This is a genomic window from Capnocytophaga sp. oral taxon 332 str. F0381, from assembly GCF_000318275.2.
GTDB classification, from domain to species: Bacteria; Bacteroidota; Bacteroidia; order Flavobacteriales; family Flavobacteriaceae; genus Capnocytophaga; species Capnocytophaga bilenii.
Genome location: NZ_KB291347.1, coordinates 40,820 through 65,255, shown reverse-complemented (window position 1 = coordinate 65,255; position 24,436 = coordinate 40,820). Strand labels below are relative to the sequence as shown.

Annotated in this window: 20 protein-coding genes and 1 other RNA gene; 3 read left to right on the top strand and 18 right to left on the bottom strand. The window is 38.9% G+C overall.

Going from position 1 to position 24,436, the window contains the following annotated elements:
- Positions 1-21: 21 nt before the first annotated feature.
- The 6 genes from gldN to HMPREF9075_RS12095 all read right to left on the bottom strand — a co-directional run bounded on the left by gldN (position 22) and on the right by HMPREF9075_RS12095 (position 8,141).
- Complete coding sequence (gene gldN, locus HMPREF9075_RS12120) at positions 22-924, bottom strand: gliding motility protein GldN (protein WP_009416903.1); 903 nt, start codon at positions 922-924, stop codon at positions 22-24.
- A gap of 7 nt (positions 925-931) precedes the next feature.
- Positions 932-2,503 carry a gliding motility protein GldM gene (gldM, locus tag HMPREF9075_RS12115; protein WP_009416902.1) on the bottom strand — a complete coding sequence of 524 codons (1,572 nt, stop codon included), beginning with the start codon at positions 2,501-2,503 and terminating at the stop codon, positions 932-934.
- A 41-nt stretch (positions 2,504-2,544) separates the two neighbouring features.
- Complete coding sequence (gldL, locus tag HMPREF9075_RS12110) at positions 2,545-3,219, bottom strand: gliding motility protein GldL (RefSeq protein WP_009416901.1); 675 nt, start codon at positions 3,217-3,219, stop codon at positions 2,545-2,547.
- 64 nt (positions 3,220-3,283) lie between these two features.
- Entirely contained in the window at positions 3,284-4,660 is a 1,377-nt protein-coding gene (gene gldK, locus HMPREF9075_RS12105) for a gliding motility lipoprotein GldK (protein ID WP_009416900.1), read from the bottom strand.
- Positions 4,661-4,896: 236 nt separating this feature from the next.
- Positions 4,897-7,044, bottom strand: a complete 2,148-nt coding sequence (locus HMPREF9075_RS12100; RefSeq protein WP_009416899.1) for a prolyl oligopeptidase family protein — start codon at positions 7,042-7,044, stop codon at positions 4,897-4,899.
- A 431-nt stretch (positions 7,045-7,475) separates the two neighbouring features.
- The gene (locus HMPREF9075_RS12095) at positions 7,476-8,141 is read right to left on the bottom strand and encodes a spermidine synthase (protein WP_009416898.1); all 666 of its coding nucleotides are present in this window, start codon (positions 8,139-8,141) and stop codon (positions 7,476-7,478) included.
- A gap of 48 nt (positions 8,142-8,189) precedes the next feature.
- Here HMPREF9075_RS12095 and ffs point away from each other — a divergent pair.
- An RNA gene (gene ffs, locus HMPREF9075_RS12700) (signal recognition particle sRNA small type) lies at positions 8,190-8,288 on the top strand.
- 7 nt (positions 8,289-8,295) lie between these two features.
- On the opposite strand, the gene HMPREF9075_RS12090 is transcribed toward ffs, so the two are convergent.
- The 9 genes from HMPREF9075_RS12090 to HMPREF9075_RS12050 form a co-directional block, all read right to left on the bottom strand.
- Positions 8,296-9,060 (bottom strand): molecular chaperone DjiA, encoded by a 765-nt coding sequence (locus tag HMPREF9075_RS12090; protein ID WP_009416896.1) that lies wholly within the window; start codon positions 9,058-9,060, stop codon positions 8,296-8,298.
- A gap of 22 nt (positions 9,061-9,082) precedes the next feature.
- Positions 9,083-10,210, bottom strand: a complete 1,128-nt coding sequence (locus HMPREF9075_RS12085) for a glycosyltransferase family 4 protein (protein ID WP_009416895.1) — start codon at positions 10,208-10,210, stop codon at positions 9,083-9,085.
- Between the two features lie 10 nt (positions 10,211-10,220).
- On the bottom strand, positions 10,221-11,120 hold the full coding sequence (locus HMPREF9075_RS12080) for a glycosyltransferase family 8 protein (protein ID WP_009416894.1): 900 nt from the start codon (positions 11,118-11,120) through the stop codon (positions 10,221-10,223).
- A gap of 5 nt (positions 11,121-11,125) precedes the next feature.
- Positions 11,126-11,992, bottom strand: coding sequence for a glycosyltransferase (locus HMPREF9075_RS12075; protein WP_009416893.1), 867 nt, complete (start codon positions 11,990-11,992; stop codon positions 11,126-11,128).
- Position 11,993: 1 nt separating this feature from the next.
- A complete protein-coding gene (locus HMPREF9075_RS12070; protein WP_232305115.1) occupies positions 11,994-13,499 on the bottom strand; it encodes an oligosaccharide flippase family protein in 1,506 nt (501 codons plus the stop codon).
- A gap of 144 nt (positions 13,500-13,643) precedes the next feature.
- The gene (locus HMPREF9075_RS12065; RefSeq protein ID WP_009416891.1) at positions 13,644-14,321 is read right to left on the bottom strand and encodes a porin family protein; all 678 of its coding nucleotides are present in this window, start codon (positions 14,319-14,321) and stop codon (positions 13,644-13,646) included.
- Positions 14,322-14,351: 30 nt separating this feature from the next.
- Entirely contained in the window at positions 14,352-15,161 is an 810-nt protein-coding gene (locus tag HMPREF9075_RS12060) for a hypothetical protein (RefSeq protein WP_009416890.1), read from the bottom strand.
- 59 nt (positions 15,162-15,220) lie between these two features.
- Positions 15,221-16,051: a class I SAM-dependent methyltransferase gene (locus tag HMPREF9075_RS12055; protein ID WP_232305114.1), complete on the bottom strand. Its 831-nt coding sequence runs from the start codon at positions 16,049-16,051 to the stop codon at positions 15,221-15,223.
- Between the two features lie 241 nt (positions 16,052-16,292).
- Complete coding sequence (locus HMPREF9075_RS12050; protein ID WP_009416888.1) at positions 16,293-16,928, bottom strand: peroxiredoxin; 636 nt, start codon at positions 16,926-16,928, stop codon at positions 16,293-16,295.
- 550 nt (positions 16,929-17,478) lie between these two features.
- Here HMPREF9075_RS12050 and nrdD point away from each other — a divergent pair.
- A complete protein-coding gene (nrdD, locus tag HMPREF9075_RS12045; protein WP_009416886.1) occupies positions 17,479-19,269 on the top strand; it encodes an anaerobic ribonucleoside-triphosphate reductase in 1,791 nt (596 codons plus the stop codon).
- A complete protein-coding gene (gene nrdG / locus HMPREF9075_RS12040) occupies positions 19,250-19,726 on the top strand; it encodes an anaerobic ribonucleoside-triphosphate reductase activating protein (protein WP_009416885.1) in 477 nt (158 codons plus the stop codon). The genes nrdD and nrdG overlap by 20 nt, the downstream gene beginning before the upstream one ends.
- A 550-nt stretch (positions 19,727-20,276) precedes the next feature.
- Here nrdG and HMPREF9075_RS12035 read toward each other — a convergent pair.
- The 3 genes from HMPREF9075_RS12035 to HMPREF9075_RS12025 all read right to left on the bottom strand — a co-directional run bounded on the left by HMPREF9075_RS12035 (position 20,277) and on the right by HMPREF9075_RS12025 (position 24,434).
- Complete coding sequence (locus tag HMPREF9075_RS12035) at positions 20,277-21,686, bottom strand: BT_3987 domain-containing protein (protein ID WP_034557786.1); 1,410 nt, start codon at positions 21,684-21,686, stop codon at positions 20,277-20,279.
- A gap of 81 nt (positions 21,687-21,767) precedes the next feature.
- The gene (locus tag HMPREF9075_RS12030; RefSeq protein ID WP_009416883.1) at positions 21,768-23,039 is read right to left on the bottom strand and encodes a BT_3987 domain-containing protein; all 1,272 of its coding nucleotides are present in this window, start codon (positions 23,037-23,039) and stop codon (positions 21,768-21,770) included.
- 12 nt (positions 23,040-23,051) lie between these two features.
- Positions 23,052-24,434 (bottom strand): glycoside hydrolase family 18, encoded by a 1,383-nt coding sequence (locus HMPREF9075_RS12025; protein WP_009416882.1) that lies wholly within the window; start codon positions 24,432-24,434, stop codon positions 23,052-23,054.
- Positions 24,435-24,436: the final 2 nt, after the last annotated feature.

The window sequence follows — 24,436 nt, the reverse complement described above, 5'->3', positions numbered from 1 at the left end:
GAATACTGTGTGAATTTAAAATTAGTTTGCCCACATATCCTGTTCCCTATCACGTATCTTCTCTTTAATCTTATCCGATTCTAAGAGTTGTAACAAGGCATTATTAGGAATGTAATCTTTTATTTTCCTATCGCCATATACGTTAGCTTCCTGATAAATCACCGAGCTAAACATACGAGCATTCAGTAAGTGGTCAAATGACATTGGGCGAGCATCATTCTTTCTGTTGAAAGTCTTAGCCTCGTGTAATATCTCACGCACCTGAGGGTAAAATATCCAAAACAAAGGTACTAATGCCGACATTGTAGAGTCATCAGAGTCTATAAAGTTTACATCAGGAGCAACAGGAGCTAAAGCTAACAAACGATATTTAAGCTCACCTTGGCGTTTATCAAAATACCATATACCACGAATGTGATACTGAGCAATATCTGAAGCCTCTAAGTTACGTCTTGTGATATATTCAGGTGAAAGAGGTTGTCCTGCATTCAATTCTTCATATCCCACATCCAAAGTATCTATTTTAGACATAGATGCTTCTATTTGCGCTGTTGTCTTTGTTTGAGTAAAATAAGAGTCAGAATACAAATCCTTTATTTTACCATTTTTGATATTCTTTAGCAATACATCGTATAGAGAACGTCTGTAAGCATCTACCTCCAATGTATCTGTAGGAAACAAAAGCGGAAAGTTTGCACGTTCGTTAAGGTCTATTACTTCCCATACCTCTACCGACCAAAGAATATCACGATCATCTACATACCCGTAAGGTAGCGGTCTGTCGTTATCAGCTTCCTTTTGAGCTGCTGTTTTCACTCCTATTTCTGAAGCTACTTTAGCATTCAAAATATTCACCTGTGCCGAAGACAACTGAAAAGCAAAGAGTAAAATTAATAGTACTATTATATTCTTCATATACAACATATAATTCTTAGTTTGTTATTTCAACAGTGATAGGCGATACAGGAGGTAATTTAAGTGTAGAGTTACCTACTATATTAGCTTTTACATCAAATATCTGAACCTTATCACCTTTCTTAGCACGCATCACAGCATTTCTTGCAGCTTCGTTGAACTTGTTACCTTTTACAGCTACACTAGGTTGTCCTGGTATAAATACTTTGAACTCATTTACTTGCAACTTCAAGTCGAAGTCAAAGTCTTCAAGTACTGCATTTATAGGAAGTACACCTAAGTTAGCTTTTGGCAATTTAGCTTCCAATATTTGTCCACCGATGCTTGTAGAAGCACGAGGAATACTCTTAATACGGAATAATTTTGAAGAGCTAAAGCGTTGACCGTCAAGCTCACCTGTAACTGTGATAGTAACATCTTTACCTTGTCCTGGTCTCATTACCCAAGCACCAGTACCTGATGCTTTTGAAAGTCCTTGCCCTGAAGCCATAATTTTATTGTCAGGAACACCAGGCATTGAAATTGTAATAGGGTTATCAACACCACGATACACAACATTCATCTTATCAGCCGAAATAACTGCTGAATTTGGTTTAGGTATTGTAGAGAATGATTGTGATACAGGTACTGCAATACGCTCACCTTCTTGGTCAAAGTACAAGTTACCTGTGATTTTGTGTTCACCTGTGTTACCAGCACTAACGTTTAGTTTTACACGACCATCTTCAATACTATATTCATTGGCTGATAATTTTCTACCATCTAATGATATATCTACTTGGTTAGGGCGAGTAGAAGGGTCTTTACGACCCAATACGATAGCACCATCAAATTTTTCACCTTGGTAGTAAGCACCTTTACCTTGCTCAAGCAAAGTAGTATAATTGGTCATAGATACTTGAGATTTCAAGCTTCCTGCTAAAGCCTCAGAGAAAAAGTCTTGTTGTACTGACAAGATATCTGATTGCATCATTGAGAATTTAGCTAAGGTAGCAATATAAGGGAAACCTTCAAAGTTAAAAGACAACCATTTTACAGTGTTACCATCTCTATCTTTTCTATCGTCTGTTTTAAAGTTATCCTTTACTTTAGCTGCCAATGAAGCGTAAGCTTTGTTAGTACCTAATATTTTAAGGATTTCTTCGCGATAGGTATTGATTTTGTTTACGAACTCATCCCCTTTAGTAGCACCCTCAGCAAAGAACAAATGGTCTGTATAATCAGATTTATCCATTGATTGATAATCTTTTTCATCTACAGGGACATCTTTTTGCCCGATAACGTCTTCCACTCCTGTTTTAAACTCGCCAATATAATTATACAAATCTGATGATAATGCTTTAATTTGTTTGGCTTGTTCCAAAATCTGAGCGTACTGAGTTGGGTTTTCACTTGCTTTAGTTTGCAAATCTTCAAACGCAGCATCTATGACACCCGCCGAACGTGTATTCGCCGTTTCAAATTTTAAATTAACTAACCCGAATGCATCAAGCACTTGCTTACCCATATTCAAAGCAATCATCGCCAAGAATACCATATACATCAGGTTAATCATCTTCTGTCTAGGACTTGCCTTACCTCCTCCCATAAGCTGTTATTTTTTAATAAGTTGTTAACTAATTTTATTTCTTATCGCGCTCCTCCCATAGCAGAAAGCATACCTCCATAGATAGTGTTCAATGATTTCAAGTTATCTTTGAATGAAAGTACTTGCTGATTTAGGGTGTCGAGGTTATCGGCGATACCAGCTTGAGCAGATACTTGGCGTTCTGTTCTTTCTAATTGTAATTTGTATAGGCTATTCAATGATTCTAAGTTAGAAGCTGCTTCAGATAATTCTTCGCCAAACTTGTGAGTAGATGCCAAAGTACCAGCAATAGGAGCTATTTCTTTGGTAGCATCAGCAAAGTTTTCTATTGATTTACCCAAGTTACGCATTAAGTTAGCATCTATCTTAGCTTCTTCCATTATGCTATCTAATTTTTCTGATAGCGATTCTTTCAATACTTTTTCTTCAACGGGGTCAATTACTTGTTGTACTTGAGCTACTTGGCGTGCTACAGGAGCTCCACCTTTTAATTCTGGATATACCAAAGACCAGTCCAATTCTTCTTCTATTGGTTCAAAAGCCGACATAAAGAAGATCAAAGCTTCTGTACCCATACCTACAGCCAACAGTACGCTACCGTTGATACCCATAATATCTGTATGCAAAATCTTAGCCAACGCTCCCACGATTACCACAGAGGCACCGATACCATAAGCGTAATTAAAAATCTTTTTTTGCAATTTACTTCCTGCCATAATACTATTTTTTTTTAATTGTTGTTTAAATAAGTTGATTTTCTATTTTTGTTATTATTGTTTTTTATCTAAATCCACGAGCTGATTTAGCTTGTTGTTTTTCGCTAATACCCATAAAGTCTTGTACTGTACGGAATCCTATGTAGCTACGAGCAGAATCTTGGTACTCATAATCACGGGTATTTACTTGTAACATAAAGGCAACGTCCTTCCAAGAACCACCACGTATTACTTTACGTCTGTTGCTATCATCCAATACGTTAGGGTTCATTGTCGACATATATTCGTATGAGTTAGGGTCATAAGAAGTGTTAGTCCATTCCGATACGTTACCTGCCATATTATATAGGTTATATCCATTAGGCTCGTATGATTTTGCTTCAACAGTATATAAGGCATTATCTGAAGCATAGTCGCCTCGCAAAGGTTTAAAGTTTGCTGAGAAACAAGCTTTATCGTCATAAGCGTAAGGTCCTCCCCAAGGGTAGGTGCCTCCTGGTAGTCCTCCACGTGCAGCATATTCCCATTCTGACTCAATTGGTAAGCGGAAGGCATTCACTGTATAATCGCCTTTTGCTTTTTGGTAAGCATTTTTGTTCAGAGTACGCCATTCGCAGAAAGCTTTAGCTTGTATCCAAGTAACGCCTACTACAGGGTATTCACCATAAGCTTCGTGCCAAAAGTAGTCATTATGCATTGGCTCGTTATAAGAGTAGTTAAAGTCGCGAATCCAAACAGTAGTGTCAGGATAAACTTTTACTATTTCTTCTTTTATAAAGTCTTTACGGTTACCTCTTGCACGTGCAGCTTTTTCCATATCGAGCCATTGGTATTTAAACTCGAATTTTTGCACGTCCATAATTCTCTTTCCGTTATAAGCCTGTTCTTCAGGTAGGTACATTTTGTCCATTACCTCTGAATAGTACTCATCGGGGAATTTGTTAACATCCCATATAAGCTGTTTTTTCTTGTTCAGCTTTCGGGCTTTTTGGTCGCCGTAAGTATTTTGCAAGTACTGTTGCCAAGCATTCATTTTCTCGGTATTAGCGTCAAGATAGGCATAATCACCTATACCGCCGCCTCCAGAAGTTTGACCTGTTTGCTCAGCCATATCGGCTAATTGTGTACGGATAATAGAATCGCGTACCCAATTGACGAACTGTCTGTACTCACTATTTGTGATTTCAGTTTCATCCATATAGAATGACCCTACACTCACAGTTTTTACCGTAGCGTTAAAACTCGCAGTTTTATCATCATCGGAACTACCCATAATGAAAGAACCACTCGGAATAAGCGTCATACCATAGGGCGTAGGTTGTTTCCAGCTTTTACCTCCTACACCTACAAGCTCTCCTTTGTTATCGCCACCACCACGCATACACGCAGTTGTTACCATAAGTAACAGTAGCACTACAAATATTCTTCTTGCCATAAACATTGTTTAAATTCACATTTAATTAGGGTGCAAACGTACGCATTTTATTTTATACCCGCAAACTTAATTACATTAATTTTTTCACAAACATAGAAATTTAACAGTTCTTTTACATTTTACAAACTGTTATTTACTGAAATGTAAAAAAACATTAAAAAAATCTGTTTAAGAAAAGTGTTGTAGATATAAAAAAACACTCGTGTTATTTTCCCAAAATATTTTATACTTTCTCTTTTTTATTATTTTTTTGGTAACTCTTTTACACCCATATTCCAGAGGGTGAAGGCGCGTTCGTCGGCACTTTGTTCTATTATTTTGCTAACAGGTGTGCCTGCGCCGTGTCCTGCATTGGTTTCTATCCTTATAAGTATAGGGTTACTGCCGGTTTGTTTTGCTTGCAATTCGGCTGCAAACTTAAAGCTGTGTGCTGGTACTACCCTATCGTCGTGATCGCCTGTGGTTATGAGGGTTGCGGGGTATTGTACTCCTTCTTTTACGTTGTGTAATGGTGAGTAACCTTTCAGATACTCAAACATTTCTTTGCTGTCATCGGCGGTGCCGTAGTCATACGCCCAGCCTGCGCCTGCTGTAAAGGTGTGATATCTAAGCATATCGAGTACTCCTACTGCGGGCAATGCGACTTTGAATAGGTCGGGGCGTTGTAACATTGTTGCGCCCACTAATAATCCTCCGTTAGAACCTCCTTTGATAGCTAAATAGGAAGGTGAAGTATATTTTTCTTTTACTAAATACTCGCCAGCAGCTATAAAATCGTCAAATACGTTTTGTTTTTGCATTTTTGTACCTGCATTGTGCCATTTTTTTCCGTATTCGCCACCTCCTCGTAGGTTGGCAACAGCATATACACCTCCTAATTCCATCCAAACTGCATTCACTACACCAAATGAGGGTGGCAAACTAACGTTGAAGCCTCCGTATCCATACAATAAGGTAGGGTTATTTCCGTTGAGTTGGAGTCCTTTTTTATAGGTGATGATCATTGGTACTTTTGTACCGTCTTTGCTTTGGTAAAATACTTGTTTTGTTTGGTAATCATCGCTATTGAAGGCGATGTTGGGTTTCCAATAGAGTTCGGCAGTTCCTGTTGCTAAATCTAATTTGTATATTTGTGGAGGGTAGGCATAGTTGGTAAATGTATAATAGGTGTGTGTTTCTCCTTTTTTAGCATAAAATCCTGAAGCTGTACCCAAAGCAGGCAGGGTGATTTGGCGTATAAGCTTGCCATTGTAGTCGTATTGTTTCACTTGTGAAAGTGCATCTACCATATAGGTGGCGAAGATGTAGTTTCCTGCTGTTGATACGCTTAGTACATTTTCTGTTTCGGGGATTACTTCTTGCCAATGTTCGGGTTGCGGCTTATCTACAGCTGCTTTTACGAGTTTACCGTTGGGGGCATTGCGGTTGGTTTCAAAATAGATGTATTTATCTCTGACGGTAAGAAAGTGAATGTCGCTTTCTAAATCGTTGGTAATTGTTACTAAAGGGTTTTTGAGATGGGTGAGGTCTTTGAGAAATAGTTTATTTCCCGAAGTGGCGTCGGCTGCTGAAATGAATAGGTAGCGACCGTCTTCAGAAGTTGTTCCCGTTACATAGCGGTACTTTTCGGCAGCTGAACCTCCAAATATAAGTACGTCTTCTTTTTGTGGAGTGCCTAACTTGTGATAGTATAGCTTGTGCTGGTCGGTTTTAGCCGATAGCTCACTACCTTTTGGCTTATCGTAACTAGAATAGAAAAATCCTTCGTTGCCTTTCCAAGCTACACCACTAAATTTTACATCAACAAGTGTATCGCCTACTTGCTGTTTTGTTTTAGTGTTTAGTACTATTGCTTTGCGCCAGTCGCTTCCTCCTTCAGAAATCAAGTAAGCTACGAGGCTACCATCTTCAGTAAACGCTATGGTTGCCAGAGAGGTGGTGCCATCGGCAGCAAAGGTATTGGGATTTAGGAATATTTCTTCTTTTCCTTGTTTGTCTTTGCGGTATAATACGGACTGGTTTTGCAATCCGTCATTTTTATAATAATAGGTGTAGTCGCCTTCGGTGAAGGGCGCTCCTATTCTTTCGTAGTTCCAAAGCTTTTGTAGTTTTTCTTTGATAGTATTTCGGTAGGGGATTTGAGAGAGGTAGGCGAAAGTAAATTCGTTTTGTTTTTTTACCCATTCAGCGGTTTCTGCTGATTTATCGTCTTCAAGCCAGCGGTAGGGGTCGGGCACGGGTGTTCCGAAGTAGTTATCAACTACATCTCCTTTTTTAGTGGTGGGGTAATTCATTTTTTCGTTGTTTGTAGTAGAATTTTGTGAAGTAGTAGTAGTTTTGCAGCCAACTAATAAGGCTAATAGCGAACCTGTTAGTAAAAGGTGTTTCATTATATATTAATGTTTTAAAATGTTCATCATTTTGTTGATTGGCTATTGGATGGTTAATTTGGGGCAAAGATATAACTTTTTTTTTAATTTCCAAAAAAACTTTTGATTTTTGATTTTTCCTTCGTCACATACTCGGCTGTGCCAGCTCGCCGACTTTCCTTCGCTGAACCTTCGCTCGAGTTAGGGCGTGAATGGGAGCAAAAAAAAAGCCCGATATTGCTATCGGACTTTTCCATTAACCAACCAAAACTTTAAATTATGAAAACTATTATTTGAAGTTTTACAATGAGCTACCACCCTCATTGCGTTTGCAAAGGTACGAGCTTTTTTTTACATAGCAAAGAAAATCAGAGGTTTAACAAAAGTTTAACGCTGCCATTTCTTTTAAGTGATTGTAATACAAGTATTTAATTGTTTTGCGTAAAAAACAGCTATTTTTGTTTTTCAATCAAAAATAGTTCGTTGGTGCCTTCTACTTTTTGAAATCGTTGTACGTTATAGTGTTTGTTGAGCATCGTCCAAAAGGCTTCATTACGGGTTTCGGCTGCGGGAGTTACTCTGATGGTGTTGTGCAAAAGGGCGCCTTGTGGTGTGAGTAGTTTGACGGCATTGGCAATAAAGGTTTCGGTGAATAGGAATGGGGGCATTAGGTCGTCTTGAAAGATGTCGATGATGATTAAATCGTAGTGGGGCAGGTTGGGTTGTTGTACGTATTCTTGAGCATCGGCGAGGTGTAGGGTGAGGTTTTTTACTTTATCTATACCAAAGTGCTGAGTTGCAATTTTAATGATTTCGGGGTCTAATTCTACGCCTGTTATTTGTCCTTTATAGCCTACTATTTTTTGCAATAGCTCTATAATGCAGCCTGCTCCTACACCCAGTAGCAAAATATTTTTCATTTCCTTCACTCGCTTGATGCCTACCTTTTTCAGCCCGTAATAAAGTATGTGGCTTACGCTGCCATAGGAATAGTTAGTATGCTGTGAATCAAGTATTAAGATGCCATTTTGGAGGGTGAGTTCGAGTTGCCCACTTATATCAGATTTGCGTTCTCCTACTTTGATTGGATATAGGTAACTTAAAATTTTTTTAAACATTTTCACTGAAAAACTTGCTATGTATTATTTTTTTTGTACCTTTGCACTCGGCAAGTCCTACACGACCAGCTCCTGAAAAATCCTCCAGGGTGGGAACACAGCAAAGGTATTCGGTTGTAGCGGTGCGATGTAGGTAGCTTGCCACTTTTTTTGCTTATATACCACGTTGTCGCGCTATTTGTTCGTAGGCTTGTTGCACTTGCTTGAACTTTTCTTCAGCGCCTTTTTTTATGGCTTCATCATCGGTAATCACCCTGTCGGGGTGATATTTTTTTGCCATTTCTCTATAGGCTTTTTTTACCTCAGCATCGGTAGCTTGTGGTGTAATTCCTAATATTGTATAGGCATCGGGGGTGTGTTGTGTACTGCTATTGTAGCCGCTTTTATAGCTACTACGGCTACCGCCATAGGTAGTAAACATTGCTTTGATGCTCTCGTAGTCTGGCTTATTTGTATGGAAATAGTATGCAATTTCTTCTATTTGTGCGACCTCATCGGCACTTACAAAACCATCGGCTTGAGCTATTCCGAAAAGGAAGTAAAGAATCTGCAAACGGGTTTCGTAGTTGGAGCGTTGCCTGATGAAAGTAGCTACTCGCTGGGCTGATATTTCTCTGCCTTTTAGGTCGTTGAAGGTTCTGAATACTGAATTAGCGCGTTCTTTGCCGTAAAGTTGTACAAATTGGTTGCGCACAAAGTCTAATTCTGCCTGTGTAACTACGCCATTGGCTCTAATTACGAGGGTGCAAAGTGATAGTAAGTTCACTTCAAAACTCAGTGGCGAGACTCTATCTTGTTCGTACGAATAGTTGTTTTGGAAGCGGCTTCCCCCTCCCCTACTCTGCTGCTCACCACCCATAAATTTCTGAAAGATAATGTATAACAGGTATATTATTAAAATAATAAAACTAAAACTCATCAGTAAATGTTTTATAAAAAATCTAACTACTAATCATCTTAAAAAGTCTTTCATTTACCTTGTCGCCATCAAAGCGTTCGGCGGCTATAGCGTAGCTCTCTGCTCCCATACGATTGATTTCTTGCGGATTGGCAATAAAGTATTCCATAGCTTTTACCAAGGCGGGTACATCCCATACGGGTACTAAAAAGCCGTTTTTGCCATCTATAACGGTTTCACGACAGCCTGGCACATCGGTAGTAATAACAGCTCGCCCTACAGCCATTGCTTCTTGTGTACTACGCGGCATCCCTTCTCTATAGGAGGGCAATACAAATACTGAACTTTCTTTTATCCAATTATTTACGTCTTGCACATAGCCTGGGTATACAATCGTTTGGTTTTCTATATAGTGTGTTAGTTCTTTTTCGCGTAGGGCTCCTGGGTTTTCGTTATCAAGGCTACCTACTACTTTGAAAAGTACTTCGGGATGTTTTGCTTTTACGATTTCGGCGGCTTGCAAAAATTCAAAAACACCTTTTTCACGAAGCAAACGTGCTACAAATATAAACGATATAGGCTGGGTAGGGGCTTCGGAATAAGGAAACTCATCTAAAATGAGTCCTATACCTCCTAATATTGCTTGTCGGCGTACGGGTATACGATATTTCACAAGCAAGTCGGTAGGGTCGTTGTGGTTTAGGAAGACTACGGTGTGGGCTTTGGGTAGCGCAATTTTGTAGAGTAGTATCTGTATAGCTTTTATGAGTTTTGCTTTCAATGATTGCCCGTTGGGTTGCTCGGTAAACGGATAGCCCAAGCCTTCAACCATTGCAATTACTTTGGGTACTTTAGCCCTATAGGAAGCGATTGTACCATAGATTACGGGCTTCACAAAACTCGCTACTACTACATCGGGGGCAATATTTTCAATGATACGCTCTAATTTGTACATATTCCTAAGGTCTGAAAAAGGGTTCAGCCCTCCACGTGCAAAACTATAATCAACAGGAATGGCACCCATTTCAGTAATCTGATGGCGTGTTTCAAAAGTAAAATCAGTAGCCATAGCATACACCTGATAATCACGTTCTATTAAATAGGTGATAAGGTGCTTGCGGAATATCAGCAAGTCGCGTACTATATTGTTTAGTAGTATGATTTTCTTCATTTGTATGGGGTTATTTTCCTATAAAGGGTTTTATTTTCTGATAAATAGGTCGTAACCAGCGATACTTCAGCACTCCCATATAATCTGCTGCTGGTTTAAAATTCTTAAATGGCGTATATTGTAAATATTGATAATACAAATTCTTTAGCGGATTGATGCAGGCGTAAAACCAAGGCTTGTAGGGGTAGCCTCCTGTGTAATGCACTATGCAAGGTTGCTGTGCCTCTTGGCGTTCTGCTGCCGTAAATTGCGACAGCCTGTCTAACAAACTAAATTGTATATTGTACCGCAGCGGCAGTATTTTAGCTTTTGTATCGATTACTGCGTTGATACTATCTTGGTCGGCATAGGCTATTAGTTGCGGGTGAGTAGCGGCAAAGTCTATAATTTTGCCTACCAAATCATCGGCTATCCATTTTGGGATATTTAGCATCAGCACTCCTGCATTGAAAAACGTAGCCTCTGGGCTCATTTGTAGCTTAAGCTTCATTTCTTGGGCATAAGCAGTAAAAGTATCTTTTACGGCTAACACATAGTTATCATCAAATGGGATATGAAAAAGAGGCTCTATATTACCCGCTACCACAAGGTCGGCATCTAAATAAAGCACTCGTTCTTCGTTAGGGAAGAGTTGTGGAATAAAAAGCCTAAAAAAAGTCTGCACCGATAAGTGATTAGCGCCTGTATGTAGGTTGTTAAACTGTTGTTCATCAACAATAAGGTTCTTAAAAGTAACGGGAAAATCAGCAATAATATGATCTATAATTTGCTGGTTTTGGGGAGTAAGCCCCTCATTTAGCAGGTAAATAGCAAAAGGCACACGCTTGTTGTTGTGCAGTAGCGAAGCCAATGCTACCGAGAAGTGCTGTATGTAGCTATTATTAGCTGCAAATACTACAGTATAAGTCATTTTGCTTATATTTTTACTCTAAATATACTCGTAACTATCCCAATAAGGGCAAATCTAAATTTATCAGTGCGCAAACTAAGTGATTTCAGGTAGTGCGTAAGCGCCTTGCCAAACATTTTATTAGATTGGTAGATGCGCCCTTGCTGGTAATGCAACATTTTTTCTGCCAAACGCAGCTCTGAGGGTTGTAGCTGCCCTTTGTATTTATCAAACAAGTGTTGGTTGCGCTGTATTTGTACCAATTTAGACGAAGTATTACTGCCTACCCAGTAGTAGCCCAAGCAATCGGCTATGTATTTAGGGCGAGCACCTGCTTGCAAGGCACGCAACCAATAGTCAAAATCTTCTACCGCCATCAGTCCCATATCCTCGTCTAAATAGCCAATCTTTTCTATAATATTTTTAGAAAGCATTACACTCGAGTTTTTTATTGGGTTGCCATTGATAAACATATCTGCCAAAAAGTTATCGGTGGGAATTTGTCGGCTATAGAGTTGCTTGCGGAGTGCTTTGCCATCGGCACTTACCACCTCCAGATTGTGGTATATAAGGTCGTGTGTAGCGGTATAGGCACTACAAACCTCTAATTTATTAGGCTTCCACCAGTCATCCGAATCTAAAAAGCATACAAAGTCGCCTTTGGCAGCCCTAATGCCCACATTGCGCGAAGCTGCAATACCTTGGTCGTTATTAAAGTTGATATAACGTACCTTTGGGTGGTGGTAACCCTCTATCACCTCAATCGTATTATCGGTAGAGGCATTATTGACGATAATAAGCTCCCAATCGGTATACGTTTGGTTTATAATAGATTCTATACAGCGCGGCAACAGGTGTGCGTGGTTGTAAGTAGGAATGACAATTGAAAACATATTAATTTTTTTTCAGCAGACGAGTTGTAATAGTTTGTACTACTTGCCTAAATGCCCGTGATGAAACGTAATGCAACAACAGGCACGCCCCAAAGGCTATTGCTATAAGCAGTGCTATAGTGAGTAATTTAGGTGTATTCTGTTCGGCTACGAATAGCTGTTGCACCAAAAAATAGTAGCCCACAAGAAAAGCTAACGGCAAGAATAGTGCAAAGATATATCTTTTTAGCGAATTTACCAAAGAAAGTTGCAAATATGATAATAAAATCTTGTAATATACTAACATCATTATCAGGAATGCGAGCCATTTGAAGAAGGCAAACGAAAGCTCTTGGAGGTAATGTTGTGTAGCCAAAATACCTCCCCAGAACACCAAAGGCACCAGCCAATTGAGGTAATACATTTCCTTTACTCGCTGTTTTACCACCAATAGTGCCCCCACAGGATAACTGATAAACGCAAAAAGATTGCAGAGCATCAGCCAGCGCACTACAGGCACCGAAGCTCTATAACTATCGCCCACCCAGCACAGCACCAAAGGCTCTGCCAAAAAGGTAACCGATAGCAGCATATACATCACTATAGGTTGGTAAAGTACTGTTACATCCGAAAGGAGTTTTTTTAGTCCTTCCTCATTATCTACAAAGTGATTGAAACGTGCATAAAAAGGTGAAAAAAGCGTTCCTAAAATAGTGCGAACAAAGGTAAGTAGTGTAAAACCAATGCCGTAAATCGCTACTTTTTCAGCCCCCCAGAGCGCACCAATGCTCACGGCATCCAATTCGTAATACAATATCCAAGCTATCATCCCAAAGAAAAGCGAAAATGCCAAGCGTTGTGTTTGTGCGAAAATAGTTCTATCAAAGCGGATACTCTTGAGCAGTAAGCCAATGTCATAGTTGTAACGCCTGTGTGCTAAGGCGATATTCACCATAGGCACTATAAGGCTCACAAGCTGTATAAAAAGAAAATAGCCTACGATGTTATAACGCTCACCTCCAAAAAAGTAAAACACCGATAATATCTTAATCGTATTGCCTATGATGTTGATGCGCTGAAAGATGTAATCTTCCATTCTAATAACATAAATCATTTGCACAATGCGCTGTAATAGGGTTATGGGCGTAGTGAGTGCCAGCACTAACAGCAGTTGCTGGGCAATATTGTACTTGGCGGGGTCGGTAAGGTTATCAATAATAAGCTGGGGGGCATAGGCAAAGACTAAAAATACTACTGAAAGCAGGAGTAGGAATATCAGGAGTATAAAGGTAGTAAAGCCTGTAATGCGTATTTCGGTAGTGAGGTCTTTTTTGGCAAAAGCCTCTGCGGCAAACTTTTGTCCTGCTCCTAAAAAGCCTAAATCGGCGTATTGTAAGAAGATAGATAGCGATACGCAAATAGTATAAATACCATAAATAGGCTTATCGGCACTTATCATTGGTACTACTACAAACATTGATAAGAATGAAAGTACAAACGACAATCCTTGCCAAAGGTATATTTTCAAATAGTTTTTAGTATATGACACTTATTATAATTTTGAATTGTGAATTGTGAATTGTATTAACTTCTGATAATGATGCAAAGATACAAAAAAAGCGTGATTTGCCATAAATCACGCTTTTTTTATCTGCTCAAAGTAGTTATTTTTTTAAAACTTATAGCCTACATTCAGTTGTATTACACTATTTTTAAAACGAGGACTTTCAGAGTTAGCATCTCCTTTTTCCTTAAAGCTAAGTTCTGTCAAGCCATAGTTGTAAGTAGCTTCTACAAAGAAACCAGAATCGAGGTTGTACTCTATCCCTGCACCTACTCCAAAATCAAATTTTTTCTTAGGTTCAGCTTTTAAATCAGCATAGTTAAGTGTACGACCTCCCGCTTCAAACTCTCCTTTTAGTGATGTTTTAATAAGGTTGCTGATATTTACCCCCAATTTAGGACGCAAACCTTCTGCTACCGAGTATTTTAACCATATATGGTTTACGTTCATCTGAGTGTTTATCTCGCCGTTCTTTATGTCTATTTTTCGAAGAGTTTCTCCTTCTCTACCTCCCTCTATCGAGTTGAATTTAGCCCCTTGGAAAGCGTAAAGCACGTCTACTTCTACCCCCAATTTGTCGTTGAAGTTGTATTCGCCCAATACCCCAAATTGGTAACCAAACTTAAAGCCTGTATTATATTTAGTTGTAATACCTTCTTTAGTGTCTTTTTTAAAAGCAGCATTGCTGAAAAGCCCTCCTGCTTTTACCCCTACTTTAAATTCTTGTGCTTGTGCTACCCCTAATGTAGCTACTGCAAGCACCAATGTTGTGATAATCTTTTTCATTGTATGTTATTTGTTAAATTAGTTACAAAATTAATAGTATTTTATTTTTTGTTTCATCATCATTGTAGGTTTATCGCCCACTGATGTTGTTTTCTTTACCCAATTTTTCTTTTTATCGTATTGATAAACATTGGTTTCTTTGCGTAGAAGATTGCCATAGCTGTCGTAAGTAAGCGTTTCTACCTCGTTATTATTTTCATCAAAGGTTGATTTTACCAACTTTTGCAAGTTATTTTCAGCATCATATAGTTTTTTTTCTATAGCGTTGCCTTGGGCATCGTAAGTAAATACTGTTTTGCCTTTTACAACATTATCTTTGCCGAGCTTGGTTTCTTCTGATACCTTATTGTTATCGCCATACACATAAGTAGTTTTGTCGTCGCATACGCCTGCAATACACTCAGTGCGCTCTATCACACGCTGGTTGCTGTCATAAGCTGTGAGCCTACTCATAAAAACACTACCATCGGGTGTAAGCACATCGTGGCGCACACAATTTCCATTCTGGTCGTACTCATATGTGTTTTTAGACATTGAGGTATTGCTCGCATCACGTGAATCGGATACCAACACATTTCCATTTTCATCACGTGTATCTACATAGTTTATCACTGTGTTGTTATTTTTAGCGCGCATCTTGGTATTGATACCTTTTTTGTCAAATTCAGCATAAAACTCTGAGTTCATCAGCTGGGGTTTTCCTTTTTCGTCAAACTCATAACCTATCAGTTTATAAGTTTTTACCATACCTTTCAGTCCTGCACGCTCCCAACCATTTTGTTTTTGTTGTCCGAAAGCAAATGCCACAACAAAAAATAATGCAAATGTAATTTTTTTCATATAAATTAATTTATTTTCTGACCGAAAGTAGCCACAAATAACGTGCCAAACTACACTTTCTAAGGCTTTGCAATAGAAAACTGCACTACCCGCTGATTGAAACGCTTATAGAAATAGGGCAGTTTATAGAGCACCCTAAATATAAATGGATAACGCCCTTGGTTGTAGTCGCTCATAAAGTACTCTTTATCTAAGTGTAAATAGGGGTGCCATTGCTCTATAAGTTGGCTTTCTTTTTCACTCCATTTAAATTCAGGGCGGTCATTTTTTTGCATAGCTCCCAACGAATCGTGGTTTTTGGCGTGCCCTACCAGCGAGTAAGCCAAAATATCCATTACTATAGTGGTAGGTTGTGAGAGTTCTTGGCATAGTTTTTTAAAAAATGCCTGCACTTGTTGCCTGTCAAAGTACATTAGTACCCCTTCTACAATCACCAGTATGGGTTTATGGAAAGCCGTTATAAGGTGCATCCACGCATCGTCAAATAAGGACATTGCCAAAAACGAATAGCGGTCTGTTTCGGTAAAACACTGTTTTCGCAAAGCTATTACTTCGGGCAAATCGAGGTCGTACCAGTGAGTTACTTCGGGGCATCCCAAACGCTCATAGCGGGCATCAAGCCCTGCTCCTAATTGTATTACTACAGCATCGGGGTGTGCCTTTATAAAGGCTGCTGCTTGTTTATCTATCAGGCTTGCCCTAATGCATACGCCTGCCTGACTGAATGAGGCTTTTTTAAACTTAGAAAAGTCATAATCTATCTTGCTAATAATTTCGGCTGCTTTAGGGTCTTTTAGCAATGGTTTGGGGTGGTTGTTTTCAGTAGCCTTAGCCCATAGGGTGATGAGCATTGTTTCGGGCACTTGTGTAAGTTTGTTTGCTTGGTTCATTGTACGATTGTTTTTTAGAATTATTTTTAGCAAAGGTACGTATTTTTTTACAAATAGCAAGTGGTAAAGAAAAGAAAAAGCCATCAGAAAAACTCTGACGGCTTTTTTTCCTTAGTTAGTGAAAGAAATAATAATAAAATTTTTGCTATAAGATTTATTTAGTTAGTGATAAGTAAGTGATAGAGTCCTTTAGTTAATGTCAAATTACAATGATTAAGCTAATTAGTTGTATAGTGATTTTTTAGTGATTAGCTAAGTAGTTAGCTACTCCATCGCGGTTGGCGTTCATAGCATCTTTGCCTTCTTGCCAGTTGGCAGGGCATACTTCGCCGTATTGTTGTACGTGAGCGTAAGCATCTATCAATCGTAAAAACTCACTTACATTGCGACCAAGAGGCATATCGTTGATACTTTCGTGGAAAATCTTACCTGTTTCGTCAATCAAATAAGTGGCGCGGTAAGTTACGCTATCGCCCTCGATAAGGTAGTTGTCGTAATCTTCATCAAATACCTCATTAGTATCAAGAATATCTAATACTGTAGCGAGGTTGCGATTGCTATCAGCCAAAAGTGGATAGGTAACACCCTGAATACCACCTTGATTTTTAGGGGTATTTAGCCAAGCGAAGTGTACTTCGGCAGTGTCGCAAGAAGCGCCAATAACCTTTACGTTGCGTTTTTCAAACTCTTCTAAGGCTTCTTGAAAAGCGTGAAGTTCTGTAGGGCATACAAAAGTAAAGTCTTTAGGATACCAAAAGAGCAACACTTTCTTTTTGTTGTTAATAGCCTCGTTGAGTATGTTTATTTTGAAGGTAGCTCCCATTTTGTCGGTAGCATTTACTGCTATATTAGGGAATTGTTTTCCTACAAGTGCCATATTTTTTAGTGTTTATAGGTTTATTTTTCTGGGTGCAAAATTACAGCAAAACCAACACAAAAAAAGAGGTTGCTAATTGAAATTTTTTATCTAAAAATAGTTTTTGCTAATAATCGTTTTTTGAATTGTGCGAGCCGCACAGGCTTTTATACGCCCCACACTTTGGCAAACTTTCAGAGTTTGACAAAGTTTTATCCTTCGGTGCGAGCCGCACAGGCTTTTATGCGACCCACACTTTGGCAAACTTTCAGAGTTTGCCAAAGTTAATTATAATCAATCCCCCCGCTGGCGCGAGCTTGCAGCTTGTGCCCAATTCAAAATTCTCCCCCCTCCTACTTGTCCCATTTGTCTCACCCGTCTCACCCGTCCCATCAATTCAAAATTCAGAATCCAAAATTCAAAATTACCTCACCCCCAATTCAAAATTCAAAATTCAGAATTCAAAATTCTCAAAGTGTTAAAAACTGTGTTGATAAGTATTTTCGTTATTAGGAGATGCTATTCTTTTATTCCGTAACTTTGCCCTCAGAAAGAAATAATAATAAAAGCTATGAGCAAATTTACCAAACTTACTGAAGAACAGTTGCTTACCAAACGCAACTTCATAGAAAATTACCTTACTTCGCACAATGCCGCCACTGGCTCTCTCTTTGATGCCAACGCCAATGTGGCTCATAAAAACATCGCTACGATGGAGGCTGAACTCAATAAAGACATCAATATACAAGTGAACCGCTCATTGGTGTCTCACAAAATTGAACAGCTTTTTGGCAAGGGGCTTGCCGAAGAATACATCCGCCAAATTGAGAGTCACGAAATCTACGTACACGATGAAACAAGCCTGAAACCTTACTGCGTGAGCGTATCGATGTACCCTCTATTATTAGACGGACTGCTAAAGCTCGGTGGCGAAAGTAAAGCGCCTAAACACTTGGCGAGCTATTGCGGTTCGTTTGTCAACTTCTTGTTTTCGGTGTCTTCGCAGTTTGCAGGAGCAGTAGCTACGGTAGAGTTTTTGATGTATTTTGATTATTTTGCGCGTAAAGACTTTGGCGACAACTACCTCAGCTCTCATCGCGAGGTGATAGAAAACGAACTACAACACGTGGTGTATGCTATCAATCAGCCTGCAGCGGCACGTGGCTATCAATCGGTGTTCTGGAACATTTCGCTCTACGACCGCCCTTATTTCGATTCGATGTTTGGCACCTTCGTATTCCCCGATGGCAGTAAGCCTACCTATGAAAGCCTCGACAAACTACAGCAATTTTTTATGCATTGGTTTAACATCGAGCGCACTAAGGCGATACTTACCTTTCCTGTGGTAACCGCTGCGATGCTCACTAAAGACAAACGGGTGTATGACGAGCACTTTGCCCAATTCTGTGCCAAAGAGCTTAGCGAGGGCAATGCGTTCTTCGTATACCAATCGGATAACGCCGACTCTTTGGCGAGCTGCTGCCGCCTGCGCAATGAGATTTCGGACAATACTTTTAGCTACTCGCTTGGGGCAGGAGGGGTTTCAACTGGTAGTATCAACGTGATAACTATCAATATGAACCGTCTATACCAAAAAGGGCTTTCTTTGGAAGAAACGGTAGATAAAATACAAAAATACCAAGTAGCCTACCGCGCTATCGTACAAGATTATAAAGATGCGGGAATGCTGCCGGTATACGATGCCGGATTTATCAGCCTCAATAAACAATTCCTCACTATCGGCATCAACGGAATGGTAGAAGCAGCTGAGTATTTGGGAATTGAAATCTCCGACAACCCTGACTATAAGGCGTTTATCAACAAAAACTTAAAAGTAATTTACGACAAAAACAAAGAAGCCAAAGCTAAATATGGCTATATGTTCAACACTGAATTTGTGCCTGCCGAGAATTTAGGGGTGAAGAATGCGGCGTGGGACAAAGCTGATGGTTTGCAAGTGCCCCGCGACTGCTACAACTCGTATTTCTACATAGTAGAAGACAGCTCACAGAACCTTATCGACAAATTCTACCTACACGGCAATGACTATATTCAGTATTTAGACGGTGGGTCGGCTTACCACTGCAACCTCGAGGAGTATCCTACCCAAGAGGGGTTCTTCAAGCTGCTGAATGTAGCGGCTAAAACAGGTTGTAATTACTTCTGTTTCAATATTCGTGTAACAGTGTGCAACGATTGTGGGTACATCAATAAGCACACTACCGACCACTGCACGCACTGCGGTTCGCACGATGTAGATTACGCTACTCGTGTGATAGGCTACCTAAAGCGTATCACGAACTTCTCAAAAGACCGACAAAAAGAAGCTAAAATTCGTTACTATGGGCATACTACGGTATAGCAGTTACGACATTGTATTGCAAGAAGTTCCCAACGAGATATCGTTGTGTTTCACCATCACGGGCTGTCCGTTGGCTTGCGAGGGGTGCCATTCAGAATATATTTGGGATGGCAATAGCGGTTGTGTGCTTAGCAATGAACTGTTAGAAAAGCTCATAGATCGCTATGAAAGTACCATTAGCTGTGTGCTTTTTATGGGAGGCGAGTGGCAAGCCGAAAAGTTACTTTCGTATATTCTTACCGTAAAAAGCAAACAGCTAAAGGCTGCCCTCTACACAGGCTTGAATATGAAGCAAGTACAACGCCAGTGCCCCGAACTACTCGCCTGCTTAGATTATATAAAAACAGGCAAATGGCTACCCAAATTAGGAGGACTGGACAAGCCTACCACCAACCAAGAGTTTTTAAACTTACAAACAGGCGAGGTGATGAACTATCTTTTTCAAAAGGTGAAATAATTAAAGAATAATATAGATTTTATGATTTACTAAAAACCGCAGGGCTCGATAAACTTCTTGGTTTACCGAGCCCCGAAACTCTTTCGTCCTATCAGTGGTACGATGAGCGGTGCAAAGATACAAATTATTTTTTTATACAATAAAATTTATATGTTTTTTTGTTAATTATTATGCATTAGAAACTTTTCTGAAAATCTAATTGTAGTAAAAACCCTTTACAAAACTTCAGAATTTGCCAAAGTTGATTAGCCTTAAGTCTTCTATTTAATCATAATATAAAAGAGGCTGCCTTATTACAAGCTCCCTCACATTAACATTTTGTATAGTATCTATATTATCCCTGATAGGTAGCTCCCCAGCAGAGCCTATTTCCGTTTACAGATGAGGCAAAGGTAATACTTATCTATCTCCAAATGTTGAAGATAAAAAAACAGCAACCTTTTTGTCCATCATTCCTCAATTTAACACATTTACTTATTACTAAAACGAACAATACTCTTTAACGTGTGCGCTAAAGAGTATTGTTCGTTTAAAGTTCTATTCTTCTCAATTAAAAGAACTCCATTTCGTGAATATCTATATAACGATCTCCACTATTTCTGAAATAAGCCAAGTAGAGCTTAGAAGCTTTTATAGGTTTTTTAAACTTAATAAACAACTCTCTTGGTCTGCTTCCTGATGTAGTGTAATTACCTTGTGGTATATAATTACCTGCATTATCAATCACATATATTGATACAAAATCAATTCTCTTTTCAGGAGTATTTTGTGTTATCTTTATACCATTAATACGAGTTTCAGCATTAAATGTAGCTTTTACGTAAGCAGAATCTTCACTTTCTTCATCAATAGTTGTATCTATCCACCAAGGATTACCACCATAGTTGCCATCGTGCATTTTTTCAATATGTCCTGCGGCATAATTTGTAGAGAAAGAATAGTTGTTACGATTTATTAATGCCCCTGAATAGCTGTCTATTTCTTCAATTTCGTTATCTTCAGGTATCGCATTATCTGATACTTCTACAGTTACCAACACAGGAGTAGTAGATACTTGATGTGCTGTTCCTGAAGCATCATAAGCCATTAATTTCAATGGTAGCACATATTCTCCTTCAGCTGTTATCTGAGAGATGTTTTGTAAAGTAAAAGATATAGTTGCAGTTCTTTTATCCTTAAAGTCTATTTTGTTTATAGTACCTTCTGCTCCATTAGGAAGTAACGTTTTACCACCAGCAAGAGAGTTGTCTCTAACCAAGCCCAAAGAAATAGTTGTAGGGATAGCTGTAGAAGCTGTTACTTTTACATTTACAACTTTATCAGCATTCGTCATTTCGGCAACACCATTCTCAAGAGTAGCTTCTTTAGTAATATTACTCTTTTCAAAAGCAAAAGTTATAGTCTCAGGATAAATTCTCACCAATACATAGTCTCTACCATCTAATGTTTTTACAAACTCATTACCCGATGTCTTTACTGCCAAAGGCACTATAAATTTGTCTGTAAAATTAGCCCTATTGGTTACCTTTACTTCAAAAGTAGTAGAGCGAGTACCTGCTGCAATTGTTTTTTCAGCAGCAGTAATTTGTACTAATGATTCCTGCCCCAATGAATACCCAGGATATTGAGATCTTACTTTATCAAACAACGTAGCATCGTAAGCTAAAGTTACCTTAGCATCATTAGCAGATACCTTTGATAATTTTATTTCTACCTCTCTTTTGTTTTCTCCTGTTATTGTAAAGCCTTCCAATGACGACATCGGAACAACAATATCCGAAACGGTAGGGATAGCGTATTGATAGCGAGGGTCATAGCCTATACGATTACGTATATCATCATCCTCTATTGCTTTATCTATATCCCATTTTACACTATCGTTTTTCTCTACGGTAATATCATCTTTTTGACAACCTATTAATGAGGCTAATGTCAAAAAACTTAGTAATATTCTTTTCATCTTGTCTTTTTTTATTTTTAAATAATAGATAAACTCTGCCAAAAAGGCCTCTTTTTGGCAAAGCCCATCTATATCATTTTATTAATTACTTGTATCCAAGCCTTCTGCTGGGAATTTCACATTTTCTACCCACTCTATAGCTTCTAAAAATTCACTCTTTTCTATATCTTTCACATAGCTATCACCATCTTGTATACCCATATTTGATCTTGAGGTACCTCTACGGAATATAGTCGTGTTATTATATTTGCTCATATCTTTAAACTCATCTCTTTTGTTTAAAGGCAAATATACTATAAGCCCATTACTTTCAGGAGATGAAGGCAAATAAAGCCCATCTTTTATTTCCCCTTCTGAAAGCTCTCTGTTCCATATCCTAAATTCCCTCAAATAGCGGTCTGCCGAATAAGAAGTTTGTGTGTTTTCTATATTCACACGCATTCCTGGAGCTACTTTCAAGCTAGGGCGTACGTGTGTTTTTATCAACTTACCGTTAATGTAAAGCTTAAGAACAGGGTCTTTATAAGCAAATGTTATTTGGCACCATTTGTTTTTTGCTATATCAGGACTATATCCCCAGTCGTCAGCACTATCACCACCCCCATTTTTCACTTGTATTTTTCCTTCCGAAATACGTGTATAAGGCAACATAGGACCTTGGAAAAGCGACATATTCACGTGTACACCATCATAAGCGTGAAAATCAGTAAATAAATAGTGTGCTTGTACAGTAAACTCATTGCTTTCCTTGATGTCATTAGCCGCTTGCACTGCTAAAGCAAAACCCTGTTTTATTTTAACTACAGAAGTTCTGTACGGACGATCCAATGTTACTATCAAATCCTTGTTAGAAAGTACAGGCAATGATGCCGAAGCTATACGCAAAGGTATTGCATATTTCACTTCCAATGGATAAGCTTCTCCATCCAAAGGTTTTACTCTTACACCCACCTCAGCAATAGTAGAACCTTTCTTTATAGTTAGGTTCAAAATACCATTTGTTGTAGTATTTGCAGGGTTAGCCACCTCGTATAACTCATAAGTCCCTACTGGCAACATCTTGTAAGTAGTGTTATTCTTTTTGTTATATTCGGCAAAAAAATCTGTCACAGCTACCGTTACAGGCACATCATAAGCCATAAGGGTAGACATACTTATACTTATTTTAGTAGCAGCTGCTTGTGCCGCATTAGGAATACTAATGTTAGCCGCTTTTTTACTCATATACACTGCCGAATAGTTATGGCTACTACCCGTACCCTTACTATTTTCTGGCACATCCAATTTTTCTTGACAAGCTGTCCCACTAATCAATAGCGCAAGAGCAGCCAATTTAATTGCTATATTTTTCATCGTTTTTATTTTTTAAGGGAGTATAATCATAGGTTCCATTTCTTTATAACCCGAATAGTCTGGGCGTGGATTTGCTAAGCGAATAGCCTCACGTGTCCAAGTGTAGTGCAAATATTTGCGCGTAAGGTTATTTTCTCGCATATAACGCTTAAAGTCTTCGTGGCTATCATAGCTTATTGTATAGTCACTTTGCCCGTGATAAGCACCTATCCCCCATACTTTTCCTGCTCGTACATCTTTACCCTTCTGAATCAACACGTGAAATATCGCTTTTTGATAACTCGCTGTTGTAGAGTTATAATAAGGACCTCCCAACATAGGAGGGTGACTTCCTGATGTATTTACCCCATTATGCTCGTAGTCTTGCATAAAGTGTTTATCAAAGTAAATAGCAAATTTGTTTTCTCCTACAATAGGTGATGTTGAACTATTACCAAAAATAGGAGCTATACCACAAGGCACATCGGCACATAGATAGTAGCGTTTAGAAAAGTAATTTGCAGGCAAATGAGGTGTAAGTTTTTCTATAAACTCTTTCTCTTTAGCGTGGAAACCAGCCGTATTTGCATCAAACAAAGCCTTTAGGTTATTCTCTCTTTCAGCCTGTGTTTTCGCAACGTGATTAGTCCCTACAGGCCCAAAGTACTTAGCCATTTCTTTTACAAACTTAGCAATATTTTCATAGTTATTATCCTCTATCATCAAAGGAGTTCCCTCTTTGGTTACTGCACCGTGATCACCACAAGTCTCCCAGTCTATATCATATCCGTCAAAGTCCAATGATATAATATAACGAGCCAACTCACGTGCGTAAATTTCAGGCCACTGAGCATAGCACTCAGTAAAAGGATATTTAGTATGAAACGCTTGGTAACCAGTTTTTCCTTCTGTGTAAGAAGGTAAGCCAGTGCCCACACTCGGAGTTTGCCAGCACATCAAGATAGCACTCCCCTTTTTATGGAAAATTTCTATATCTTTTTTGTGGTTAGCTGTAAGCTCTTCTGGGTGCAAACCTCCAAGACCACCCCATATAGATATCGCAACTACAGAGTCTGGCACTGATTGTAACCACCCTCTCGCAAAACCTTTTACAGGTTGCCAAGATGACCCATCATACCACATATATACCATAGGCATTTGCCCTCCTTCTCTACCTGTATTGAGCCATGTTTTTGCTTTGTATTCTCTTAGTTGTTCCCAATAAGCCTCAAGTGCTCTCCTATTCTCTTCTGTTCGGGCTGCTTCAGCCACCCATTTTGCACCATCTCGTTTTTCTTTCAAATCCTCCAATGCTGCTTTTTCAAAACGTTCTGTGTTATTTTCAGTCTCTGTCCATTTGCTGCAGCTCGTAAATACTGCTGCAAATAGTAATGACATATAAATAAATTTCTTCATAG

Coding starts and splice junctions, on each gene's coding strand:
- gldN (WP_009416903.1), bottom strand. CDS start 924: ATGTTGTATATGAAGAATATAATAGTACTATTAATTTTACTCTTTGCT.
- gldM (WP_009416902.1), bottom strand. CDS start 2,503: ATGGGAGGAGGTAAGGCAAGTCCTAGACAGAAGATGATTAACCTGATG.
- gldL (WP_009416901.1), bottom strand. CDS start 3,219: ATGGCAGGAAGTAAATTGCAAAAAAAGATTTTTAATTACGCTTATGGT.
- gldK (WP_009416900.1), bottom strand. CDS start 4,660: ATGTTTATGGCAAGAAGAATATTTGTAGTGCTACTGTTACTTATGGTA.
- HMPREF9075_RS12100 (WP_009416899.1), bottom strand. CDS start 7,044: ATGAAACACCTTTTACTAACAGGTTCGCTATTAGCCTTATTAGTTGGC.
- HMPREF9075_RS12095 (WP_009416898.1), bottom strand. CDS start 8,141: ATGTTTAAAAAAATTTTAAGTTACCTATATCCAATCAAAGTAGGAGAA.
- HMPREF9075_RS12090 (WP_009416896.1), bottom strand. CDS start 9,060: ATGAGTTTTAGTTTTATTATTTTAATAATATACCTGTTATACATTATC.
- HMPREF9075_RS12085 (WP_009416895.1), bottom strand. CDS start 10,210: ATGAAGAAAATCATACTACTAAACAATATAGTACGCGACTTGCTGATA.
- HMPREF9075_RS12080 (WP_009416894.1), bottom strand. CDS start 11,120: ATGACTTATACTGTAGTATTTGCAGCTAATAATAGCTACATACAGCAC.
- HMPREF9075_RS12075 (WP_009416893.1), bottom strand. CDS start 11,992: ATGTTTTCAATTGTCATTCCTACTTACAACCACGCACACCTGTTGCCG.
- HMPREF9075_RS12065 (WP_009416891.1), bottom strand. CDS start 14,321: ATGAAAAAGATTATCACAACATTGGTGCTTGCAGTAGCTACATTAGGG.
- HMPREF9075_RS12060 (WP_009416890.1), bottom strand. CDS start 15,161: ATGAAAAAAATTACATTTGCATTATTTTTTGTTGTGGCATTTGCTTTC.
- HMPREF9075_RS12055 (WP_232305114.1), bottom strand. CDS start 16,051: ATGAACCAAGCAAACAAACTTACACAAGTGCCCGAAACAATGCTCATC.
- HMPREF9075_RS12050 (WP_009416888.1), bottom strand. CDS start 16,928: ATGGCACTTGTAGGAAAACAATTCCCTAATATAGCAGTAAATGCTACC.
- nrdD (WP_009416886.1), top strand. CDS start 17,479: ATGAGCAAATTTACCAAACTTACTGAAGAACAGTTGCTTACCAAACGC.
- nrdG (WP_009416885.1), top strand. CDS start 19,250: ATGGGCATACTACGGTATAGCAGTTACGACATTGTATTGCAAGAAGTT.
- HMPREF9075_RS12035 (WP_034557786.1), bottom strand. CDS start 21,686: ATGAAAAGAATATTACTAAGTTTTTTGACATTAGCCTCATTAATAGGT.
- HMPREF9075_RS12030 (WP_009416883.1), bottom strand. CDS start 23,039: ATGAAAAATATAGCAATTAAATTGGCTGCTCTTGCGCTATTGATTAGT.
- HMPREF9075_RS12025 (WP_009416882.1), bottom strand. CDS start 24,434: ATGAAGAAATTTATTTATATGTCATTACTATTTGCAGCAGTATTTACG.